Here is a 23,768-nt window from a genome sequence, read left to right on the forward strand (position 1 = left end):
GCCATCACAATCGCGGCGCTGCGCCCCGCCTCCGCCTGACCGGCCGCCGGCGGCCGGATTGTGATGGCCTGGGGATCCGCACTGCCATGATGGGAGGCATGACGGACAAGGCGGGCGTGGAGGACGCGATCGCGGCGTTGCGCGCCATCGGGTATTACCTCGAGCGGGACCGGCAGCCGACGCACCGGGTGAAGGCGTACCGGCGGGCCGCCGACACGATCGCCGCGCTGCCGGCCGCCGAGGTACGTGCTCGCCGCCGGGCCGGGACGCTGACCGAGATCGCCGGTATCGGCCCGAAGACCGAGGCCGTCATCGTCGAGGCGATGGACGGCGCGACCCCGTCGTACCTGGTCAAGCTGGAAGAGGCCGCGGGCGAGCTGACCACCGCGGGCAACCAGCTGCGTGCGGACCTGAAGGCCGACCTGCATCTGCACTCCGAGTGGTCCGACGGTGGCAGTCCGATCGAGGAGATGGCGCGTACGGCGCATCGCCTCGGCCACTCGTACGTCGCGCTGACCGACCACTCGCCCCGGCTCACCGTCGCCAACGGGCTGTCCCGCGAACGCCGGCTGCAGCAGCTCGAGGTCGTTGCCGAGCTCAACAAAAAGCTCGCCGACGAGCTGGACGGCTTCCAGATCCTGAACGGGATCGAGGTCGACATCAACGAGGACGGCACGCTCGACTGCGACAACGAGATCCTGGCGCGGCTGGATGTGGTCGTCGCGAGCGTTCACTCGAAGCTCCGGATGGCGTCCGAGCCGATGACCGAGCGGATGGTCCGCGCGATCGCGAACCCGCATGTCGACATCCTCGGCCACTGCACCGGCCGGTTGATCACCGGCGGCCGCGGCACCCGGCCCGAGTCGGAGTTCGACCCCGAGGTGGTCTTCGAGGCCTGCCGCCAGTTCGGGACGGCGGTCGAGATCAACTCCCGGCCCGAACGCCTCGACCCGCCCAAACGCCTGCTCTCGATGGCCGTCGAGATGGAATGCATGTTCTCGATCGACACCGACGCGCACGCGCCCGGTCAGCTCGACTGGCAGGTCTATGGCTGCGAACGCGCCGAGGACTGCGGCGTCAGGCCTGACCGCGTCATCAACACCTGGGACCAGCAGCAACTCCTGGAATGGACCGCATCATGAGTGATCTCGAGAAGGATCCGGCCGAAGTCATCGGTACCGGGGACTGCGAGGGGCCTGCGCTGGAGCTGCTCGAAGGGCGCGAGGTCGTGCTCGGACGATCCACGACGGTACGGCGCCTGCTGCCCAACAAGAACCGTCGCATGGTCGGCGCCTGGTGTTTCGTCGACCATTACGGCCCGGATGATCTGACCCGGCGCGTCGACTCGTACGACGTACCGGGGGAGCGCGGCATGCAGGTGCCGCCGCATCCGCACACGAGCCTGCAGACGGTGAGCTGGTTGTTCGAAGGCGAGATCGAGCACCGCGACAGCGTCGGATCGCATGCGTTCGTGCGGCCCGGCGAGCTCAACATCATGACCGCGGGCAACGGGATCGCCCACTCCGAGATCTCGACCCCGACCGCGCCGCCGATGCTGCACGGAGCGCAGCTGTGGGTCGCGCTTCCCGACTCTGCGCGTACGACGACCCCGCCGGCCTTCAACGCGTACGCCGATCTACCGCAACTCGACTTCGACGGCGCGCACGCCACCGTGATGATCGGCACCGTCGCCGGTGTCACGTCGCCGGCGCCCGCGTTCACGCCGCTCGTCGGTGCCGACATCACCATCGAGCCCGGCCGGACGCTGGCCCTGCCGCTCACCCCGTCCAACGAGTACGCCGTACTCGTCGTCGACGGATCGCTGTCGGTGGGCGAGCTGGCCCCGGCGTTCGGGGAGATGGTCTACCTCGGCGCCAACCGCCAGTCGATCGATCTGGTTGCCTCCGACAACGGAGTTCGCTTCCTCCTGCTCGGCGGTGAACCCTTCGAGGAGCAGCTGGTGATGTGGTGGAATTTCATTGGTCGCTCCCACGAAGAGATCGTCGCCGCCCGGCAGTCCTGGCAGGACGCGATCAGCGCCGGCGGCAACGACCGCTTCCAGCTCGTCCCCGGCTACGACGGCGACCCCCTCCCGGCGCCGCCGCTGCCGGCTATCGCACTGAAGCCACGACCGCGGGCGCGCTGACCCGGCGGCGGTAGTAGGCCCAGGTCAGGACCAGGAGGGCCGGGCCCCAGAGGTTCAGCGGGGTGTAGCAGGTGAGCATCAGGACCTTCCAGCCCGTGCTGGAGAACGGGATGAACTGGTCGGTGTAGGCGTTGCGGAAGGCGTAGGTCCAGAGCGCGATCAGGGACAGGCCGCCAAGGGTGGCGGGGATGATCGCGGCGTACGGATGGACGCGGCGGCCGCCGATGATCGGGATCCAGCGTGGAGCGACCTCGCCCCAGCGGCTGACCATGCCCAGGGCGGTCAGCGCGACCAGCTCGGAGAAGATCGTCAGGCAGACGACGTACACCTTGCCGCCGGCGCCGGCGAGCCGGGCGGCGTTACCGTCCGGGTCCAGCATGCCCATCGACGAGCCGAAGACCAGGCCGAGTCGCCACAGCCCGGACGGCAGGACCATGAACGGGATGAGGTGCGCCAGGCGATACGCCCAGCGGGGGACGGGACGCTCAGTTGTGTTCACCCGAACAGCATCCGGCCGACCGCCCCGCTGTCACCTCACCCGCCAGAGGGAACACGCTCCCTCGGGAGGACCTTTCAGAGCAGGTCGTGATCGCGGGCGTACGCCGCAGCAGCGGTGCGTGACGGTACTTCGAGCTTCGCGAAGATGTTGGTGAGGTGCCGCGCGACCGTCTTATCGCTCAGCACCAGCAGGCCCGCGATCTCGGCGTTGCTGTTGCCCACTGCAACCAATCGCAGGACGTCCAGCTCCCGTCCCGTCAGTCCACTCGTACTGCGACCGATCAGTTTCTCGGCCTCCTGGCGTGCCCCGGCAGCCCCGAGTTCGGCGAACGTCCGGCATGCCGCGGTCAGCTCAGCAGTCGCCGAGTCCTCGTCCCCGAGCAACCGGACCGCCCGCCCGACGAGCACCTTCGCCCGCGCCATCTCGTACGGCGCCCCCAGCTCACCCCACAGCTGCACCGACGCCCGCGCCAGGGGCAAGGCACGATCAGTGTCCTCACGGGCCAACGCGACGAGAGCCGAGCAGTACGCCGCCGAGGCACGCAACCCCGCACACCCGAACTCCTCGGCGATCGTCGACAACTGATCAGCCGCCTGCTCGGCCTCACCCGGCTCGTCGCCTGCGACCAGCACCTCGACCGCCCCCGCCAGCAGCCGCGAGCGATGCACTGGATCACCGGTCTCCGCAAGTAAACGCCGTACGGCGGCAATCGCGCCCGACACCCGCCCGCGCGCCGTCATCAGCAACGCGCGCCCCGGCTGCGCCTCGTGCCCGTAGCTGGCCGCCTGGTCGTACGACGACTCCGCCGCCACGTACTCACCAAGAACCCGCAGTACGTCGCCGCGCTCGCTCATCGCCAGCCCGGCCGCCGCGTCGTACCCCAATGCCGCATACCGCTGGCACGCATCCTCGAACTCGGCCAGCGCCTCCGGGTACGCCGCATGCAGCCGCAGGATCTGCCCTCGATGGACGGCGCACTGCCCGGTGAACGGCACGAGGTCCGGCTGCGTGTCGCACCAGCGGGTGAGTGCCGTCGTCCATGCCGACGCCCGCGCGAAGTCGAGGACCTCCTGGCACGCGTCGATCATCGCGCAGTACACCGTGCCCGCGAAGACCGGGGACAGCTCGCCGGCCGCGACGCCGACCATCGCTTCGTCCAACGTGGCAAGGCCTTCCGGCACGTGACCGGCGTACATCATCATCCGGCCCTTGCACACCAGGCCTTGCGCGAGCAGGTCCGGATCGCCGTGCCGGCGCGCCACGCTGACGATCTCGTCGCCGGTCGCTACCGCGCCGGGGAAGTCGCCGCGATCCACGCAGCGGAAGAAGTCGTGGATCAGCAGGTACCCGCGTTCGACCACGTCGGCGGGACCGTCGGCCAGCAGCCGTTCGGCCCGTGCGGCCCACCCGCTGCCGACCGCCCCCTCGCCGCGGCCGTTGTGCACCCGGGCCAGCCAGAACGCGAACCGCACCGCGCCCAGCACCTCGCCGTTGTCGATCCGCAGCCGGTATCCGCGCTGCAGCGCCCGGATGCACGCATCGATGTCGCCGAGCAGGAACGTGGCCATCGCCAGGGTCATCAGGTCGTCCGCGCCGAGACCGACCGTCCCCGGATCACCGTCGGCCGCGGTCAGCCGGTCATACGCAGCGGCCCAGTCGCGTCGCTCGAACGCGATCCGGGCTCGCTGCAGATCGTCGACAATCCCCATCAGATGTCCCCCACTGGCGAGCATGCCCTGCCGACTCAGGCGGGGGCAAGACTCCGCTCGGCGCGGACCCGCGCCGCGACCCGGCGGGCGATGTACGCCGCGTCCCGGCCGACCCCCGGCAGCACCATCGAACTGAAGGCGTACTGGAACGACAGCCCGCAGAAGAACAGACCGGGTACGTTCTCGGCGACCCCGCGGTACTCGCGCGGCCAGCCGTCCGCGCCGACGAGCGGCATCTTGATCCAGTCGAACACCTGCCGGAACCCGGTCGCCCAGACAACGTTCGCGACCTCCAGCACCCGGCCGTCGGCCAGCATCGGCAGACCGTCCTTGGTCCCCGTGACCCGGGCCGGCACCCGCTCGACCCCGCGCTCGAGCAGGTCGGCCCGCTTGACCCGGATCATCGGGCCGCCGTGGTGCCGGATGTCTTCCATCTCTTTCCTGCCCATCGGCGTCCGGCGGGTGAGCACGTGCCGCCACACGAACAGCAAGATCGGCCAGAAGAAGGCCTGGCTCGGCTTGCCCGGCGTGAACGGCACCTGCCCGGGATCGCGGCCGCACAGGATCGTCTCGTGCGTCTGCGCGACCTCGTACGCGATGTCGGTACCGGAGTGCGACCCGCCGACCACCAGAACCGGTCCGTCCTTGAGCTGCTCGGTCCGCTGGTACTCCGACGAATGCAGCTGCCGGATCGCCGGGTCGAGGTCGACCGCGAAGTCCGGGAGGTACGGCGTCCGCCCGAAGGTGCCGGTGGCGACGACTATGTTGTCCGCGGTGAGCTGCTCGCGGCCGACGGTGACGATCCACTGGTCGTCGAGCCGTTCCAGCTTGTCGACGCGGGTGTTCGGCCGGATCGGGAGGTCGAAGCGCTCGGCGTACGACGCGAGGTAGTCGGCGACCTCGTCCTTGCCCGGGTAGTGCCACGGGGCGGCCGGGAACGGGAAGCCGGGCAGTCCGTCGTACTTCGCCGGCGAGTAGAGCTTGAGGCTGTCCCAGTGCGACCGCCACTGGTCTCCCACTCGCGCGTTGCCGTCGAGGATCGTGAACGGCTGACCGAGCCGCTGTAGGTGGTAACCGGTGGCGAGCCCGGCCTGTCCTGCGCCGATGATGATCGTGTTCATGCGAGCCTCCGCTCGGGCAGTACGACGCCGCCCCGCGCTCTGTGCAGCGCGTGGAACCGCAACCACCACAGGAGCATCAGCGCTGACGTCACGACGTAGAAGCCGTGCAGGACCCAGATCGGTCCCGGCGGCAGGTGCACCACGTAGATGCAGTGGACGGCGTTGCCGACGTTGGCGAGCACCAGGTTGGCCGGGCTGTACGACGCCAGGTCGCGGGTCCGGATCGCCCTGATCACCATCGGCAGCGCGCTCGACGCGAAGAGGATGGTGGACATCGTCCCCGCGAGAAGAGCAACGCTTGCGCCAGTCATGTCACTGACGGTAGGAGCCTCGGGGCACCCGGCGCGTCGGACGGAATGTGCAACCTGCGGCCGGCGCGACTACGAGGTTTGTCGTACGCCGGAACACGAAGAGCCGCCCACCCGGTCGGGTGAGCGGCTCTTCGACGGTGAATCAGGCGCCGGCGCCCTCTTGCTTCACACCGGCGACCGCGGTCGGGTCGTCGATCCGGTACTTGCGGGCCGCCTCGGCGGCGACCTCCGGCTTGACGTCGCCGCGCTTGGCGAGGATCTCCAGCGTCGCGACGACGATCGACTCGGCGTCCACCTGGAAGTGGCGCCGCGCCGCGGCCCGGGTGTCGGCCAGACCGAAGCCGTCGGTGCCGAGCGAGGTGTAGTCGTTCGGGACCCAGCGGGAGATCTGGTCCTGCACCGCGCGCATGAAGTCGCTGACGGCAACGACCGGACCCTTCGTGTCCTTCAACTGCTCGGTCACGAACGGCACCTGCTCCGGCTCGTCCGGGTGCAGCAGGTTGTGGTGCTCCGCGGCGACCGCGTCACGGCGCAGTTCGTTCCACGAGGTGACGGACCAGATGTCCGCGGCAACGGAGTACTCCTCGGCGAGGATCTGCTGGGCCTTGCGCACCCACGGCAGCGCGACACCGGACCCGAGCAGCTGCACCCGCGGTACGTCGTCACCCTCGGCGGTCTGGTACTCGTCGAAGCGGTACATGCCCTTGAGCAGCCCGTTGACGTCGAGGTTCTCCGGCTCGGCCGGCTGTGCCACCGGCTCGTTGTAGACCGTGAGGTAGTAGAAGACGTCCTCGCCGACCGGCTTGTCGGTGTCCAGGCCGTAGCCGTACATCCGGCGCAGGCCGTCCTTCACGATGTACGCGATCTCGTACGCGAACGCCGGGTCGTAGTGCACGACGGCCGGGTTGGTCGAGGCGAGCAGCGGCGAGTGTCCGTCCGCGTGCTGCAGTCCCTCACCGGTCAGCGTCGTCCGGCCGGCGGTCGCGCCGATCAGGAAGCCGCGGCCGAGCTGGTCGCCGAACGCCCACATGAAGTCGCCGGTCCGCTGGAACCCGAACATCGAGTAGAAGATGTAGAACGGGATCATCGGCTCGCCGTGCGTGGCGTACGCCGTACCGGCCGCGATCACCGAGCCCATCGCGCCGGCCTCGCTGATGCCTTCGTGCAGCAGCTGGCCCGCCGTGGACTCCTTCCACGACAGCAGCAGGTTGCGGTCGACGGCCTCGTAGTTCTGCCCGTGCGGCGAGTAGATCTTCGCGGTCGGGAACATCGAGTCCATCCCGAACGTGCGGTACTCGTCCGGGGCGATCGGGACGATCCGGTGGCCGATCTCCGGGTCCTTCATCAGGTCCCGGAACAGCCGGACCAGCGCCATCGTGGTCGCGATCGGCGCGTGGCTGCCCTTGGCCAGCGGCTTGTACACGTCGTCGCCCGGCAGCTTCAGCGTCTTCGGCTGCACCCGGCGGGCCGGCAGCGAACCGCCGAGCTGCTTACGCCGGTCCATCATGTACTGGTACTCCGGCGAGTCCGTGCCGGGGTGGAAGTACGGCGGGTTGTACGCGTCCTCGAGGTCCTTGTCCTCGATCGGCAGGTAGAGCCGGTCGCGGAACGCCTTCAGGTCGTCCGAGGTCAGCTTCTTCATCTGGTGGGTCGCGTTGCGGCCCTCCAGCGCCTCGATCGTCCAGCCCTTGATGGTCTGGGCCAGGATCACGGTCGGCTGGCCGACATGCTCGGTCGCGCTCTTGAACGCGGCGTACACCTTGCGGTAGTCGTGACCGCCGCGGGGCAGCTTGCGCAGGTCCTCGTCGGACAGGTTGCTGACCATCTGCTGCAGCCGCTGGTCGCCGCCGAAGAAGTTGTTCCGGATGTACTCGCCGGACTCGACGGAGTACGTCTGGAACTGGCCGTCGGGCGTGGTGTTCATCTTGTTCACCAGCGCGCCGTCGTGGTCCTGGGCCAGCAGGTTGTCCCACTCGCGGCCCCAGATCACCTTGATCACGTTCCAGCCCGCGCCGCGGAAGAACGCCTCCAGCTCCTGGATGACCTTGCCGTTGCCGCGGACCGGTCCGTCCAGCTGCTGCAGGTTGCAGTTGATCACGAAGGTGAGGTTGTCGAGCTCCTCGCGCGCGGCCAGGCCGATCGCGCCGAGCGACTCCGGCTCACCCATCTCGCCGTCACCGAGGAACGCCCAGACGTGCTGCTGGCTGGTGTCCTTGATACTGCGGTTGTGCAGGTACCGGTTGAAGCGCGCCTGGTAGATCGAGTTCAGCGCGGCCAGTCCCATCGAGACGGTCGGGAACTCCCAGAAGTCCGGCATCAGCCGCGGGTGCGGGTACGACGACAGGCCCTGGTGCGGGCCGCGCGACACCTCCTGGCGGAAGCCGTCCAGGTCGTTCTCGGAGAACCGGCCCTCGAGGAAGGCGCGCGCATACATACCGGGGGAGGCGTGACCCTGGATGAAGATCTGGTCGCCGCCGCCGGGGTGGTCCTTGCCGCGGAAGAAGTGGTTGAAGCCGACCTCGTACAGGCTGGCCGCGGACTGATAGGTGGCGATGTGGCCGCCGACCTCCAGGCCCTTGCGGTTGGCCTTGCTCACCATCACCGCGGCGTTCCACCGGATGAAGGCCCGGATCCGGCGCTCGATGTGCTCGTCGCCGGGGAACCAGGGCTCCCGCTCGGGCGGGATCGAGTTGATGTAGTCGGTGCTCCGCAGTGCGGGCACGCCGACCTGTCGCTCCCGGGCTCGCTCGATCAGTTTGAGCATCAGGTAGCGCGCTCGCGCCTTGCCCCGTTCGTCCAGGACCGCGTCGAGCGATTCGACCCATTCACGCGTCTCGTCGGGGTCGATGTCGGGGAGCTGGGTGGGCATCCCCTCGGTGATGATGGCTGGTGGTTCGTGTCCGGAAGCCACGGTGTCCTGCCGTTCTCTCTGGTTTCTCTTCACCGCAATCCTGTCACCTGTTCGGAATGCGTTCTACTTGGCCTTCCCTTCCGGCCGGATTCCGGCTGGCCGGGGCCGATCCCAGCGGACACGCCCGGTACCCGCCACGCGGATACCGGACACGTCACGGAACCCTGGTGCATACTTGCGCGACGCGGTACGTCACGATGGACTATCGCCAGCAGGATGGTACTGACACCTACCCCCGGGCATGCGGGGACCACGGAGGAGGACACGTGAGCGCGACCGCGGACCACGCGGACGGCAAGAGCGGAGTGCCGAACATGGCCTCCCGGCTCGGCCTGGAGGCCGGCTGGGTCGTCCAGGAGATCGGGTACGACGAGGATTGCGACGACGATTTCCGCGATGCGATCAGGGAGATCACCGGCGAAGCCTTCGTCGACGAGGACACCGACGAGGTTGTCGACGTGGTCCTGCTCTGGTTCCGCGAGGACGACGGTGACCTGGTCGACGCATTCTTCGACATCCTGACCGACCTGAAGGCCGGCGGGGTCGTCTGGCTGCTCACGCCGAAGGTCGGTCGCGACGGATACGTCGAGACCAGCGACATCACCGAGGCCGCCCCGGTGGCGGGCCTGGCCACGACCAGCACGCTGAGCGTCACCGACGACTGGTCCGCGACCAAACTGGTGGTTCCGAAGTCCGGCCGCCGCGGGTGACGATCCCGGCTGCAGGCAGCCGGGCCCCCGACTTCAGCACTCGGAACCAGTACGGCGAACAGGTCCGGCTGAGCGACTTCGCCGGCCGCCGGGACGTCGTACTGGTCTTCTATCCGTATGCCTTCAGCCAGGTCTGCACCAGCGAGCTGGCCGCCCTCCGCGACCGCCCGGACCTGCTCGCGGCCGCCGAGTTCCTGGCGATCTCGTGCGACCCGATGTTCACCCTCCGCGCGTACTCCGATGCACAGAGTCTGAACTTCAGCCTCCTCACCGACTTCTGGCCCCACGGCGAGATCGCGTCGTCGTACGGCGTCTTCGACGCGAACCGCGGCTGTGCCCTCCGCGGCACCTTCGTGGTCGACCGCACCGGAGTGGTCCGCTGGTCCGTCCTCAACCCGATCCCGGACGCCCGCAACCCCGACGAGTACGCAGCGGCATTGGCAGCCCTGAACCTCAGGTAGACTCCTCCGGTCGTTTGATCCGGGCGGATAGCTCAGCGGTAGAGCGCTTCCCTTACAAGGAAGATGTCGGGGGTTCGATCCCCTCTTCGCCCACGTATTCGGCTCAGAAGACTGCCTTCACCAGGCGGTCGAGGGCCGGCGGGAAGATCTGCAGCAGGTCCACGTCGGCGTCTGCCATTGTGATCGCGGCGGTCAGGGTTTTGGTCCCGTCCGTGTTGCTGAACATCAGGGCGCCGTACCCGCCCGGGGCGCTGCCGTTGTGGTGGTAGATGGTCTCCGAGCCGGTGTCCTGGGCGAACAGGCCCAGGCCGTAGTTGAGCGGGCCGCTCTTCGGCTCCGGCGTCCGCATCTCGGCCAGCAGTTCAGCGGGCAGCAGCTTCCCGCTCTGCAGCGCGGACATGAAGACCTGTAGGTCTCGGGTGGTCGAGAGCATGCTCCCGGCGGCGAACAGCAGGGACGGGTTCTGCTCGGTGACGTCGACCACCTGCCAGTCATCGCCGTCCTGGTAGCGGAAGTACCCGTGCGAGTGCGGGCCCGGGATGTCGGTCCGGTCACCCGGCTCCAGCGTGCTGGTCAGGTCGAGCGGCTTGAGGATGCGCCGCTCCAGCTCCTCCGCGAACGTGCGGCCGGTGACGGCCTCGATCAACAGCGCGGCGATCGTGTAGTTGGTGTTGGCATAGCTCCACTCGGCGCCCGGCTCGAACCGTGCCGGCTTGGACAGCGCGAACTCGACCAGCTCCTGCGGTGCGTAGCCGCGCAGCCTGTTGTCCGCCCAATCCTTGCCCGTCGCCGGGAGCCCCGGTACGACGGTCCCGTCGGGGAAGTACTCGCCCGTGTAGTTGAACAGGCCGGTGGTGTGGTTGAGCAGCATCCGCACGGTGATCCGCGGGTCCAGCTCGAACCGGGGGAGGTGGTCCGCGACCCGGCCGTCGAGCTCGAGCTTGCCCTCGGCCACCAGTTGCAGCACCACGGTCGAGACGAACGTCTTGGTGACGCTGCCGACCCGGCACAGTCCGTCGACCGGCGGCTTCTCGTCGCTGCTGAGCTCCCGGATCCCGGCCGTGCCCACCCATTCTCCGCGCGCGTCGTGCACACGCAGTTCAAGCCCGCCGAAGCCGGCATCGACAAACTCCTGGGCGGCTTCCTGCAGCTCCGGGCGGTCGTTCGTGGTTTGCATCCGTGCTCCTCGAATTCGTTCGCTGATATCGAGAACCACGGTCCCGGAGTCCCCTGACACCGGACCGCCACCGCCCTGACGCGGGTTCTGAGCTAGCTGCCTAGGAGGGGGAGCGACGCGAAGTGATGGTCGGCCCACAGGCGGCGCGACGCCTCCTCGGCGTACGGCTTGACGCTCAGCTCCCTGGTGAACTGGGCGGTCTGGCGGGTTGTGGTGTCGTACGGCGGCCAACCGGGGTTGCCGGTGTGGGCGAAGGTGGTCCAGGCGGTTCGGAAGAGTTGTGAGACGTGGTCGGCGTCGGGCAGCTCAGACGGGTCGAGCAGGAAGCCGAGTAGGGGTGTGGTGCCGAAGACGAGGGGGACGTCGAGGCCGTGGCACGCGCCTAGGCCGATGTCGGGCCAGGCGAGCTCGTAGGCGTACGCGCGGCCTCCGCCGGCGACCTGGGCTTCGGCCAGACGATGGCTTGGCATGCGGAAGAGCCAGTCGGAGTGGATCAGTTCGTAGAGGCGCTCCGCGGTCGCGTCCGGGTAGGCCTCGCGGTAGCCGTCTGGTGCGAGCAGCTGCAGCGCGGTTGCGGCGTCCGCGTCGGTCAGGTTGCCGAGTCGACCATCGGCCGCGAGCATCAGTCGGTACTCGTCGCGCGTGTGCCCGGCGATCAGCTCGACGTTGCGCCCTGCTCCGTCGGCCAGGGCCTCGAACGGAGTCTGCGGCAGTATGTCGCCGTCGACGACCGGCGCGAACGGGATCCCCAGGTACGCCGCTGCGCCCCAGCGATCGATCTCCGACTGCATGCCGGTGCCGACTGCGTCCGAGGCATCGACGAGCTCAGCGATCGGGACCTTTTGCAGATTGTCGACAGTCGGCACGAGGTCCAGCAGGTCGGCGATCGCGGCCATGATGTCGCCGGCTAGCCGCTTCGAGAAGAACGTGCCGGGCGCACTCTGCGTGATCGCCCGGCGGAAGAGGCCGGCCGCCCGTGGCATCGCGAGCAGTGCGGCGATCGAACCCGCGCCGGCTGACTCACCGAAGACCGTCACGTTTGCCGGGTCGCCGCCGAAGCCCGTGATGTTCGCGCGCACCCACTCGAGCGCGGCGACCTGATCGAGGAGCCCGCGATTCGCCGGAGCACCCTCCAGTTGCCCGAATCCGTCGACCCCGAGCCGATGGTTGAAGGTCACCACGACGACGTCACCTTCGCTCGCCAGCCGCGTCCCGTCGTACGACGGATCGCCGGACTGGCCGATCGCATAGGCGCCGCCGTACACCCACACCATCACCGGGAGCCGCGCGCCGAGACGCGGCGACCAGACGTTGACGGTCAGCCAGTCGTCGCCGGTCGCCGGATTCGACGGCGGCCCGAAGACCAGCGACTGTGGTGGCGGCGGTCCGAACTCGACTGCCTCGCGTACGCCGTCCCAGGCCGCGGCCGGCTGCGGCGCCGCGAACCGCAGTTCGCCCACTGGCGGCATGGCGAACGGGATGCCGCGGAACACCGCCAAACCGTTCTGGCTGCGTCCCCGAACGAGTCCGGTAGTCGTGCGGACCTCTGGGCCCGTCTCACTCATTGGCCCATGTTCCCGCCGTCCGCACGACCTGTCGCCAGGTTTGTCAGGACGGGCCGTATCGGAACGCGTTGACACTCGTTGTGATCGGTGTCGTGAGTCGCACAATTCTTAACCATCGGCTGGTGAGAACGGACTCCTCCAGGGCGGGTCGCGGCTGGTAGGGTTCACGGCTGTCGGTCGGCGCGATGACATACCGGGTGCGCCCGGTCACGGCATCGTTCCGGCAGGCGGAAATACGGGGCTGCTTTCGGTTGAAGTGAGGCGGGTCTGCCCTGAACCCGCTCCGTCCAGTTCGGGAGGCGCGTGTCCGTGGGTCGCCAACTGGTCGGCGTCTCTACGCTCGTAGCCGGCGTGTACACGCGTCCCGTCGTACCCGCACCTGAACCCCCGATGCAGCCCGTCGCCCCGCTGGCGGTGGCATCGGCGTGAGAAGCGGTGCAGACCGGCCGGCGATCTCCACCGGGCCGGCATTGATGATTCCCGCCGGGTACCCGCGCGACCTGCCGAGCGCGCTCCTGCGCGCCGCGCGTGACTTCAGCGCCGCCGGCGTGGTCGAGATCGGGCCGGACGGCCGCGAGACCAAGCTGGACTTCCCGACGCTGCTCGAGCTTGCTGCCCGGATACTGGCCGGCTTGCGCGCGAACGGCGTACGCGCCGGTGATCCCGCGGTCGTGCACTGCACCGAGCCGGTCGGATTCTTCGCCGCGTTCTGGGCCTGCACGCTCGGCGGCATCCGTCCGCTGCTCGTCGCGCCGAACCCGGGCGGCGACCGGACCGAGGAGGGCCGCGAGCGGCTCCGCAAGATCACTGACCTGCTCGGCTGGACGGTTCTGATCGGCCGCCCGTCCGACCTGCCGAACGACCTCGGCCTGCCGGTCCTCGACCCCGACGCGATGGCCGGCCACGAGCCGACCTCGGACTTCCACCGGCCCGCCGCGGACGACGTCGCCGTACTGATGCTGTCGTCGGGATCGACCGGTGCGCCGAAGATCGTGCAGCTGACGCACCGCGGCCTGGTCGAGTTCGCCGCTGGTACGCCGGCGATGCTGCCCGTGCGACCGGGACAGACGACGCTGAACTGGTTGCCGCTCGATCGCAGCGGCGCGTTCCTGCTGTACCACCTGCTGCCCGTGTTCACCGGGTGCACGAACATCCACGTGAACACGGACTGGGTGCTTGCCAACCCGCTGCGCTGGCTCGACCTGATGGATCAGCACCGCGTCAACCACTCGTGGTCGCCGAACTTCGGGTACCGGCTCGCTACCGCTGCCGTCGCAGGCGAGCCGGACCGGCATTGGGACCTGTCCGCGCTGCGCAGTCTGGTGAGCGGCGGCGAGCAGATCACCGTGCCGGTGATGTCGGAGTTCTTGCGCGTGACGAACCGGTTCGGCGTCGTACCGGAGACGTTCGTCGCGGCGTGGGGGATGACCGAGACGGTCACCGGGATCACGTTTGCGCGGCCGGGGCTGACGCCGAACGTGCATCGCGTACGCATCCCTCCGACCGGCGTGGTCGAGTGGGTGGACCAGCGGCCGTCGTCCGGCAAGGTCGCCGTCGCGCGGCCCGGCAAGCCGCGGACCGAAGTACCTGGCGTTCTGTCGCTGGTGTCGGTCGGGGCGCCGGCTCCTGGTACGACGGTGCGCATCGTGGCACCGAACGGCGCCGTACTGCCGGAAGGGCGGATCGGTCAGCTGCAGGTCGCGTCGGCGCGGGTGACGCCCGGGTACCTCGGGAACCTCGAAGCCGACCGCACCGCGTTCCCGGTGGGGAACTGGCCGGCGCGCAAGTGGCTCGCGACCGGCGACCAGGGCTTCATCACCGGCGGCCAGGTCGTCATCACCGGCCGGGACAGCGAACGCATCATCATGTCCGGCAAGCTCCACTACGCCCACGACATCGAGTCCGTCGCGACGACGGTTGTCGGTGCCGAGCACGGTCTGGTAGCTGCTTGCGGCGTCGCCGACGAAGAGTCCGGGACCGACCGTCTGGTCGTGTTCTACGCGCTCACTCCTGACTCGGTCCCCGGCATGGACCAGGCGATCCGAAGCCTGATCCAGACCCGCCTCGGCCTCCCCGCGCAGGTCGTCGGCGTACCCCGCCGCGACTTCCCGACCACCCCCGGCGGCAAGATCCTCCGTCCCCTGCTGAAGCAGCGCTGGATCGACGGCACCCTCCTCCAACCCCCCGCCGCCCCCCACGTAGAACCAGCCGGCGCCACCCCCAACTCCGGCCCCACCGGCCAGGGCCCCTCGGCAACCCCCGAGACCACCCCGTACGCCGACGAGGACCCCTCAGAACGCACCACCGAACTCCCAGTAGTCCGCCTAGCCTGGAAACGCGAACTCCAAAACTCCATCCCCACACCCCCCCAACGCCCCACCCTCGGCACCCCCCAACAGGACCAGCCGACCTCCGCTAAGGCCACCTCGACGCAGCCCCTGCAGGTCCAGCCGACGCCCGAGCAGCCGTCCGCCGCGCAGCCGACCTCCGCTGAGGCCGCCTCCGCGCAGCCGACCTCCGCACAGCCGACCTCGGCTGAGGCCGACTCCGCACAGCCCTTGCACGACCAGCCGCCATCCGCTCCCGTGCTGCCCGGTGCTGTGGCGTCCGACCGGGCTCCCGAGCCCACGCAGCAGCCGCCATCCGAGCAGGCGCTATCCGCTCCCGAGGCATCCGCCACCGCGCCGTCCGAGCCAGCCGCGTCCGACTCGTCTGCGGCACCAACGCCCGCAGACGAGCCTGAAGATGCGCCGCCCGCGCCCGAGGCCACCGAAGCACCTCCAGCCGACCCAGAGCTGACGGCCGAGTCCGCCGACTCCGCCACGCCGACAGGGCCAGCGTCTGACGCCACCGCCGTACCTGGGACTGAGTCCGAGTCGGCTGAGGAGTCCACTGCGACGCCGCCCGCGCCTGCCGCAACCGCCGTACCCATGGACAAGGCTGACCTGTCGGCCGACTCCGCGCCGCCTGCAGCGCTCGCGTCTGACGCCGCCGCCGTACCTGCGACTGAGCCCGAGTCGGCTGAGGAGCCCACTGCGACGCCGCCCGCGCCTGCCGCAACCGCCGTACCCATCGACGAGGCTGACCTGTCGGCCGACTCCGCGCCGCCTGCAGCGCTCGCGTCTGAAACCACCGAAGTACCCGCAACTGAGTCCGAGCCAGCTGCCGAGTCCGCCGCCGCAATACCTGCAGCCGAGCAGACTCGCGAGCCGGCGAGCTCGCCCGCGTCTGACGGCACCGCAGTACCTGCAACCGAACCTGAAGCTGTCGAGTCGGAGTCACCCGCCGCGCCCGCGTCTGAGAACGAGTCTGCAGACGGGGCTACCCAAGAACCAGCGGCGGAGCAGCCGGCAGACGCCGTACCCGCCACTGCAGACGAGGCAGACAACGAACAGCTCGTCGACGAACCGCAGGACGCCGCGCAAGAGCACGCAGATGTTCAGGCGGACGGTCTGGAGGACGACGCAGAGTACGAACGCTCTTCGCACGACGAGCCGACCGATGCTCAGCAGACGCCGCTAGCTACGGACGCTGACGTCGAGGAACAGTCCACCACCGAAGGTGCGGCCGACGAGCAGACCGCAGACGCAGAGCTTGAGGTAACCGATTCCGCCGAGTCCGGGGCAGCTGAGAGCGCCGAGCCTGAGGCAACCGCGTCAACGAACTCCGACAAGACCGACACCAGCGAAGCCGAAGGTGCGGGCGACGAGCAATCCGCTGACGCAGAGCTCGAGGCAACCGATTCCGCCGAGTCCGGGGCAGCTGAGAGCGCCGAGCCTGAGGCAACCGCGTCAACGAACTCCGACAAGACCGACACCAGCGAAGCCGAAGGTGCGGGCGACGAGCAATCCGCTGACGCAGAGCTCGAGGCAACTGACTCCACCGAGTCCGAGGCAACCGCGTCAGCGGACTCCAACGAGACCGACGCCACCGAAGCCGAAGAGCTAGGCGCCACCGAGGCCGACGTACCTGAGGCTGGCGAAGCCGACGGGGCTGAAGCTGTGGCGGGTGACGCGACTGCGGCGGATGACGGAGCGGCAGTTGACGGCGCGCGGGATCTTCGGGCTGAGGTTGGAGCTGCGGCAGCTGCTGACGGTGAGCACGAGACGGGTGCTGTTGAGGCTGCGGACTCGGAGGACGCTGAGGCAGATGAGGCCGAGGTAGCCGAGTCTGCTGCTGGCTCGGGTGACGGTGCTGCGGCTTCCGACGACGAGACCTCTGAGGAGCCGGCTGGCGCGGTCGCGTCGGAGCGCGCGAATGAGGACGAACCGGCTGCTGTAGCGGCTGTGGACTCTGAGGAAACCGGGGCTGACGAGGCCGAGGTAGCCGAGGCCGCGGGTGAGGGAATTGCCGCGGCGGGTGACGAGGAGTCTGAGGGCGCGGTCGAGGAAGACGGATCGCAGGACGTCGAGGGCGCGGAGACCGATGCCGATGCCGATGCGGGTGAGGTCGGTGGGCGCGAAGCGGGCCCGGAGGTTGAGGTCGCCGAAGTCGGTCCGGGGGCGGCTGGAGAGCTTTCGCAGGATGCGGAAGATGAGCAGGGCGAGCTTGTTGCTGAGAGCCAGCCAGCTGCCGAGCAGAAGCAGCCTGCGGGCGAGGGCGAGCAGTCGGCAGCCGAGGCCGGTACGACTGCTGTAGCTGCAACCGCAACCCCCGCGACCGCAACTGCTGCCCCCACATCCAGTGCGTCCGACGTACCTGCGAGTGGCGCGCCTGCGTCCGACGTACCTGCGAGCGCCGCGCCTGCGTCCGACGTACCCGCGAGCGCCGTACCCGCGACCGACGTACCCGCGACCGACGTACCTGCGAGCGCAGCGCCCGCGACCGACGTACCCGCGACCGACGTACCCGCGACCGACGTACCTGCGAGTGCAGCGCCCGCGTCCGACGTACCTGCGATCGGCGTACCTGCTTCCGACCTACCCGCTTCCGACGTACCCGCTTCCGACATACCGGCGAGTGCCGCGTCTGCGTCCGACGTACCTGCGTCCGACGTACCGGCGACCGCTGCGCCTGCGACCGGCGTACCTGCGTCCGACGTACCGGCGACCGCTGCGCCTGCGACCGCCGTCCCCGCGACCGCCGTCCCGGCGACCACCGCACCCGCACCTGCGGCCGGCTCGACGCGGGCTGGTGTGGTTGAGCCGGTGGCCGTTGTCGGTCTTGCTGGGCGGTTTCCGGGGGCTGAAGGGGTTGGGGAGTTTTGGGAGAACTTGGTGGGGGGTGTGGAGAGTGTTCGGCGGTTCTCGCCTGAGGAGGTGGGGCAGGGGGACGGGGCGGTTGCGGTTAGTGGGGTGCTGGAGCATGTCGAGTCGTTCGATGCGAAGTTCTTTGGGTTGAGTGACCGCGAGGCGGAGCTGATGGATCCGGCTCAGCGGTTGTTCCTCGAGGTTTGTCATCAGGCGTTGGAGCACGGTGGGTACGCCGGTACGTCCGGCCGCGTCGGCGTCTTCGCGGGCTCGGGTATGAACCTCTACAACCGGCAGCACCAGTCGCGCGACTCGCTCGCGACCAGGGTCGCGTACCGGCTCGGGCTCACCGGCCCCGCGATCGGCGTGCAGTCGGCGTGGTCGTCGTCGCTGGTCGCCGTTCACCTGGCCTGCCAGGCGTTGCGTTCGGGCGACGCGGATCTCGCGCTCGCCGGCGCCGCCGCCGTACAGGTGCCTCAGGCAACGAGTTATCACCCGACGCCGGAGTCGATCCTGTCGCCGAGCGGCCACGTGCGTGCGTTCGCCGCGGACGCCGACGGCACGGTCGGCGGCAACGGCGTCGCCGCGGTACTGCTGAAGCGTCTCGACCAGGCCCTCGCCGACGGCGACACGGTGTACGCCGTGATCCGCGGTACTGCGGTCAGCAACGCCGACGCCCCGTCCGGGAACCAGGTGGAGCTGATCGAGCGCGCACTCGAGCGGGCCGGGTTCGACGCCGATTCGCTCAGCTACATCGAGGCGAACGGGATCGGCAGCCCGACCGCCGACGCGGCCGAGATCCGCTCGCTGACGACCGCGTTGAGAAGGCACACCGACAAGGTCGGGTTCTGCACGATCGGCTCGGTGAAGCCGAACATCGGCCACCTCGACAGCGCCGCGGGTATGGCCGGCCTGATCAAGACGATCCTGATGTTGCAGCACCGGATGCTGGTGCCGACGATCAACTACACCGCGCCGAACCCGGCGCTGGCCCTCGACGGCAGCCCGTTCGTGATCGGCACCGAGGCGCGCGAATGGACGGCCGACGGTACGACGCTGCGCGCGGGCGTCAGCGCGATCGATGCCGGCGGCACCAATGCGCACGTGATCCTCGAGGAGGCGCCCCGGCAGATCCGCCGCGGCGACGACGGCTCCGTCGTACTCCCGCTGTCCGCGCCCGACCCGGACGCGCTGGCCGACCTCGTCGAGCTGTACCGCACGGACCTCGACCACGGCACCGGCCATCGCCTCATCGACCTCGCCGGTACGGCGGCACTCGGCCGGCCCGCTCACCGGCACCGGATCGCGGTTGCGGGTGGCACGGAGGGCGAGCTGGTCGAGGCGCTCGGGTCCGCGCAGGCAACCGAGGTACCGCGTGGTGGGCCTGGCCCGCTGGGCTACGCGTTCACGGGGCAAGGCGCCGCGCGTCGCGGCATGGCGGCCGGGCTGGCCGCGCGCTTCCAGGTGTTCCGCTCGGTGCTCGACGAGTGCGACCGCGTGTACCACGAGGAGACCGGCGGCAGCCTGCTCGAGCTGCTGCTGACCCCAGCGGCCGGTCCTGCGGAAGGCGTTTGGCCGACCGAGACCGCGCAGCCGGCGCTGTTCGCGTTCGAGCTCGCACTCGCGCGGCTTTGGCAGTCGTTCGGTGTGCAGCCCGCGCTTGTGGTCGGCCACAGCGTGGGGGAGTACGCCGCTCTGTGCGTCGCGGGCGCGTTGTCGCTGCCGGACGGCGTACGACTGACCGCGAAGCGCGGCGAGCTGATGCAGCGCGGAACGGTGCCCGGGGCAATGGTCTCGGTGCGCGCCGACGCCGATCGGGTCCGCGAGATCGCACGCACCGCCGGCGTAGAGGTTGCTGCAGGCAACGGGCCGCAATCCTTTGTGCTGACCGGGTCCGAGGTGATCGTCGGGCAGCTCGCGGAGCAGTTGGATCGGCTCGAAGTCGCCTGGCAGCGGCTGGATGTCGACCGAGCATTCCACAGTTCGTTGGTCGACCCAATACTGGCGGACTTTGCCGAGATCGTCGGCGAGATCACGCTGAAGCCGTTGCGGACGCCGATGGTGTCGAGCTGGTCCGGTGATCTGCTCGAGTCCGGGACGGTGCTCGACGGCGACTACCTGGTCGGACAGCTGCGCCAGCCGGTGCTGTTCGGGGACGCTGTCGAGGCGGTCACGGCTGCTGGTTGCCGGCGCTTCCTGGAGCTCGGGCCGGACGCCGTACTGAGCCCCGCCGGTCGCCGGATCGCGCCGAACAGCACCTGGATTCCGGCGCAGCGCCTCGGCCAGGACCCGGTGCTCGCGACGATGAACGGGCTGGCCGAGCTGTACGAGCAGGGCACCGAGATCACCTGGGCGAAGGTCTACCCCGACGGCGGGCGGGTGCCGTTGCCGACGTACCCGTTCCGTCGCGTGTACCACCCGGTCGACCCGTCGGTGACGGTGCTGGTCGGCCCTGGTACGGCGGTTGCCGGGGACAACCATGCGGTCGCGGCGAAGGTGAACGCGTTCGAGCGGGCCGCGCGGGCGCAGGCGCCGGTGTTCGAGCCGCCGTCGAACGCGGCGGTGAAGCGGATCCCGCTGGACCCGCCGACGCAGCCTGCCGAGCCCGAGCCGACGGTGGTCGAGGAGAGCGAGCGCTCGCCGTTCGCGCTGCCGGCCGAGACGCACGCGATCGACGCGGACTACCTGACGCAGGCCGGAGCGCTGTCGGGGAGCGAGGCCGAGCGGTATCGCGAGTCGTTGAACGTCGTGCTTGATTCGACGTGCGAGCAGCTGAACCTCGATCCGTACGACCTGACGGTGGACCACACGTTCGCCGAGCTCGGTGCGACACCGGCGTCCATGGCGCCGGTGATCGACGAGATCAACAGCCGCTTCGACGCGGAGCTGGCGCCGGACGATCTGTTCCTCACCTACACGACACCGCACAAGCTCGCGACCGCAGTAGCCGTCCAAACCGCCGAGCCGGAAGCCGAGCCGGAGCCTGAAGCTGAGGCAGAGCAGACGGTTGATGCAGAGTCGGCCGAGCGCGCCGAGGCTGAGGCCGGAGCGGATGAGGCCGGAGCGGATGAGGAGCCGGTCGTCGAGCAGGTGCGGGATCCGCGGGCCGCGTTGGCCGTCCTCGGGTCGGGCCTGGCCGAGCTTGCGGCGAAGGTGGACGAGGCTGCGGCCGCGACCAGCGAGGCCGAGTTGCCGGGCAGCGGGATGGCTGCACTGATGTCGCAGCAGCTCCGCGTCGCCGGCCAGTTGGTCGACGGCGTCACCCAACTCATGCGCGAGCAACTGGCCCTCCTCGGCGACCAACCAGACGAAGCCGAGCAGACAGAGCAGGCCGCACAGACCGAGCAGGCCGCACAAACGGAGCAGGCCGCACAAACAGAGCCGGAGCAGCAGGACGACGCGGCAACCGACCAGCAGGACGACTCCTGGGTTGATGACGGCCTAGAGGCCGCGGCGCAGCGGCAGGCGACGGATGACGAGCGCCGCGCAGATCTCTCGTACTGGGACCGCGTGCTCGCCGGCGCCGAACCGTTGGTCCTGCCAGCGGATCACATCCGAGCAGCCGGCGACGACACCGTTGCCTCGGTCAAGCAAGAGCTCGAGGAAGAGCTCGGCGACGCCGTGTTCGCCTTCAGCCGCGAGCGCAAGCTCAGCCCCGTGATGACGATGCTCGCCGCAGTCGCCACCGTCCTCGGCCGGTTCGCCGCGCAGGAAGACGTGACGATCGGCTCGGCGCTCACTCGCCCCAAGGGCGACACCTCGACCGCGCCCCGCCGCGCGCTCCCGTTGCGCATCGACCTCTCCGGTGAGCCCGACCTGGGCGAGCTCGCCCAGCGCATCCGCGACATCACCGCCGGCGCGTTCGACCACGCCGGCACCGACCTCGCCGTACTGGAGCGCGACCCGCTTTTCCAGATCGTCGTCGACTTCGAGGACGGCGACGACGACCTGCCCGCGACCGTCGACCTCCGGTTCCGCCTGACCCACCACGGCGCCGGCGTCACGTGTACGGCGGACTACCGCCCCGGATTGTTCGAGCAGGCAACGATCGAGCGGCTGCTCGACTACCTCGCCGAGGTGTTGCGTAGGGCAACGAACCGGCCGGATCTCCGGATCCCGCAGCTGGTGATCCCGACCGAGGCAGACCTCAAGGCGCTCCGCGAACTCGAGGCCGACGTCGACCCCAGCGGTCCGATCGGCCGGGTACGGCGTGACGCCGTCGTCGCCGGCGAACTCAGCGGGCTGCACACTCTCTTCGAGCAGCAGGTCGCTCGTACGCCGGACGCGATCGCCCTCGTGCAAGGCGATCGCGAGCTCACGTACGCCGAACTCGACCGCCGCTCCAACGCCGTCGCGTGGCAGCTGGCCGACCTCGGCGTGAAGCCCGGCCAGCTGGTCGCCGTACGTGTTGCCCGAGGCACCGAAATGGTCGTCGCGGTCCTCGCCGTACTCAAGTCCGGCGCCGCGTATCTCCCGCTGGACCCCGGCGTACCCGAGTCCCGCTGGGCGTTCATGGTCCAGGACGCCGCGGCCGTCGCGCTCGTCGGTGACGACGCCGCGCTGGCCGACCGGCTCGGTCTCAGGCTCGTCCCGGTCGCGGCGGTGGACGGCGACCCGCGGGCACGCCAGGCCCCGCCGGTGCGCGCAGCGGCCGATGATGTTGCCTACTGCATCTACACGTCCGGCTCGAGCGGGAACCCGAAGGGCGTCATCGTCCCGCACCGCGGCCCGGTCAACCTGGTCCGGCACTACCTGCGGACCCGCCGGTCGCTGCGGACGCTGCAGTGGACCTCGTTCGGCTTCGACGTACACGTGCAGGAGATGTTCACGACGCTGGCCTCCGGCGCGGCGCTCGTACTCATCGGCGAGGACGATCGGTACGACCCGGATGCGGTGGTTGCCGCGCTGCGCGATCACCACGTCGAGCGGTTGTTCATGGCGTTCAGCCCGCTGACCGCGCTGCTCGCGACGATGCGCCGCCTGCCCGAACTGCCCGCCCTGCGCGAGATCGTCGCGGGCGGCGAGGCGATGGTGCTGACGCACAAGGTCAGAGACTTCCTCTCTGCGCACCCGGACTGCCGGCTGTTCAACGAGTACGGCCCGACCGAGGCGTCGATCGTGACCACGATCCACGAGGTCGACCCGGCCGAGGACAGGCCCTCCATCGGCCGCCCGATCGAGGGCGTCGTCGTACGCCTCCTGGACGCGTTCCTGCGGCCCGTGCCGGTCGGCGCCGTCGGCGAGATCCACCTCGGCGGCGCGGCCGTGGCCCAGGGCTACATCGGACGCCCGGAGGAGACCGAGCACGCGTTCGTGCCGGATCCGGGCCACCCGGGCGCGCGCCTGTACCGCAGCCGCGACCTCGGCCGCTGGCGTGCCGACGGCATGCTCGAGTACCTCGGTCGCGCCGACGACCAGGTGAAGATCCGCGGACACCGCGTCGAGCCCGGCGAGACCGAGCACGTGCTGGCCGACCAGCCCGGCGTGGTCGACGCGGTCGTGGTGGCACAGGCGAACCCGGGCGGCGACATCTGCCTGATCGGGTACGTCGTCCTCGAGGACAGCGATCCCGCCGTCCTCGCGCGGCTGATGCTTGACCTCGGCAAGGAACTGCCGATCTACCTCGTGCCGGCGGACCTGATCCCGATCGAGGAACTCCCGCTGGACGACAACGGCCGCCTCGACCGCACCCGGCTCCCCGAACCGGAATGGCTCAAACCCTAGTTCTGAACCCGTGGTCAAACCCTAGTTCTGCACCGTGGGCGGGGGATCAGGTTCAGTAGCAGCCCTCCCGCAGCCACCGACCGCCGTCCACGATGCAGAACCCGCGTTCGATCTCGTCCCTCCACCAGATCGATCACTCACCAAGTCGGTCGGACGCCTCCGGAAGCTCGGTGGTTCCCAACCTGCGGGTCACACGATTGCGGCGGGTGAGTCTCCTCGCCCGCCGCTCCCGTGTCCGGTTGATC

12 protein-coding genes and 1 tRNA gene are annotated in these 23,768 nt (G+C 69.6%); 6 read left to right on the plus strand and 7 right to left on the minus strand.

Translation table 11 applies throughout. From position 1 onward, the window contains the following. Nucleotides 1-98: 98 nt before the first annotated feature. Entirely contained in the window at nt 99-1,142 is a 1,044-nt protein-coding gene (locus ACQPYH_RS14725; protein WP_432891412.1) for a PHP domain-containing protein, read from the plus strand. Next, complete coding sequence (locus ACQPYH_RS14730; protein WP_432891415.1) at nt 1,139-2,146, plus strand: pirin family protein; 1,008 nt, start codon at nt 1,139-1,141, stop codon at nt 2,144-2,146. Before ACQPYH_RS14725 ends, ACQPYH_RS14730 begins: the two co-directional genes overlap by 4 nt. Here ACQPYH_RS14730 and ACQPYH_RS14735 read toward each other — a convergent pair. From ACQPYH_RS14735 to aceE, 5 genes are all read right to left on the minus strand, one after another. After that, on the minus strand, nt 2,112-2,645 hold the full coding sequence (locus ACQPYH_RS14735) for a hypothetical protein (RefSeq protein WP_432891418.1): 534 nt from the start codon (nt 2,643-2,645) through the stop codon (nt 2,112-2,114). The two genes, ACQPYH_RS14730 and ACQPYH_RS14735, sit on opposite strands and share 35 nt — an antisense overlap. A 74-nt stretch (nt 2,646-2,719) precedes the next feature. Continuing rightward, complete coding sequence (locus ACQPYH_RS14740) at nt 2,720-4,354, minus strand: LuxR C-terminal-related transcriptional regulator (RefSeq protein WP_432891421.1); 1,635 nt, start codon at nt 4,352-4,354, stop codon at nt 2,720-2,722. Between the two features lie 35 nt (nt 4,355-4,389). Then, nucleotides 4,390-5,475: a flavin-containing monooxygenase gene (locus ACQPYH_RS14745; RefSeq protein ID WP_432891424.1), complete on the minus strand. Its 1,086-nt coding sequence runs from the start codon at nt 5,473-5,475 to the stop codon at nt 4,390-4,392. Continuing rightward, nucleotides 5,472-5,786, minus strand: coding sequence for a hypothetical protein (locus tag ACQPYH_RS14750; RefSeq protein ID WP_432891427.1), 315 nt, complete (start codon nt 5,784-5,786; stop codon nt 5,472-5,474). The genes ACQPYH_RS14745 and ACQPYH_RS14750 overlap by 4 nt, the downstream gene beginning before the upstream one ends. Before the next feature lie 142 nt (nt 5,787-5,928). After that, nucleotides 5,929-8,697, minus strand: coding sequence for a pyruvate dehydrogenase (acetyl-transferring), homodimeric type (gene aceE / locus ACQPYH_RS14755; RefSeq protein ID WP_432891430.1), 2,769 nt, complete (start codon nt 8,695-8,697; stop codon nt 5,929-5,931). Between the two features lie 266 nt (nt 8,698-8,963). Between aceE and ACQPYH_RS14760 the strand changes: the two genes are divergently transcribed. The 3 genes from ACQPYH_RS14760 (at nt 8,964) to ACQPYH_RS14770 (ending at nt 9,961) form a co-directional block, all read left to right on the plus strand. Further along, nucleotides 8,964-9,407, plus strand: a complete 444-nt coding sequence (locus tag ACQPYH_RS14760) for a DUF3052 domain-containing protein (protein ID WP_198681888.1) — start codon at nt 8,964-8,966, stop codon at nt 9,405-9,407. Then, a complete protein-coding gene (locus ACQPYH_RS14765) occupies nt 9,404-9,868 on the plus strand; it encodes a peroxiredoxin (RefSeq protein WP_432891434.1) in 465 nt (154 codons plus the stop codon). The genes ACQPYH_RS14760 and ACQPYH_RS14765 overlap by 4 nt, the downstream gene beginning before the upstream one ends. 21 nt (nt 9,869-9,889) lie before the next feature. Beyond that, nucleotides 9,890-9,961 (plus strand) — tRNA-Val (locus ACQPYH_RS14770). 10 nt (nt 9,962-9,971) lie between these two features. Here the strand turns inward: ACQPYH_RS14770 and ACQPYH_RS14775 are convergent. Together ACQPYH_RS14775 and ACQPYH_RS14780 are read right to left on the minus strand one after the other, a co-directional pair. After that, the gene (locus ACQPYH_RS14775; RefSeq protein ID WP_432891437.1) at nt 9,972-11,045 is read right to left on the minus strand and encodes a serine hydrolase domain-containing protein; all 1,074 of its coding nucleotides are present in this window, start codon (nt 11,043-11,045) and stop codon (nt 9,972-9,974) included. A 92-nt stretch (nt 11,046-11,137) separates the two neighbouring features. Then, nucleotides 11,138-12,610: a carboxylesterase/lipase family protein gene (locus ACQPYH_RS14780; protein ID WP_432891439.1), complete on the minus strand. Its 1,473-nt coding sequence runs from the start codon at nt 12,608-12,610 to the stop codon at nt 11,138-11,140. A gap of 425 nt (nt 12,611-13,035) precedes the next feature. Here ACQPYH_RS14780 and ACQPYH_RS14785 point away from each other — a divergent pair, with 425 nt between their 5' ends. After that, nucleotides 13,036-23,523, plus strand: coding sequence for an amino acid adenylation domain-containing protein (locus tag ACQPYH_RS14785; RefSeq protein ID WP_432891442.1), 10,488 nt, complete (start codon nt 13,036-13,038; stop codon nt 23,521-23,523). The last annotated feature ends 245 nt before the right edge of the window (nt 23,524-23,768 follow it).

Origin of the sequence: Kribbella sp. CA-245084 (assembly GCF_050942355.1) — a bacterium.
Taxonomy (GTDB): Bacteria; Actinomycetota; Actinomycetes; order Propionibacteriales; family Kribbellaceae; genus Kribbella.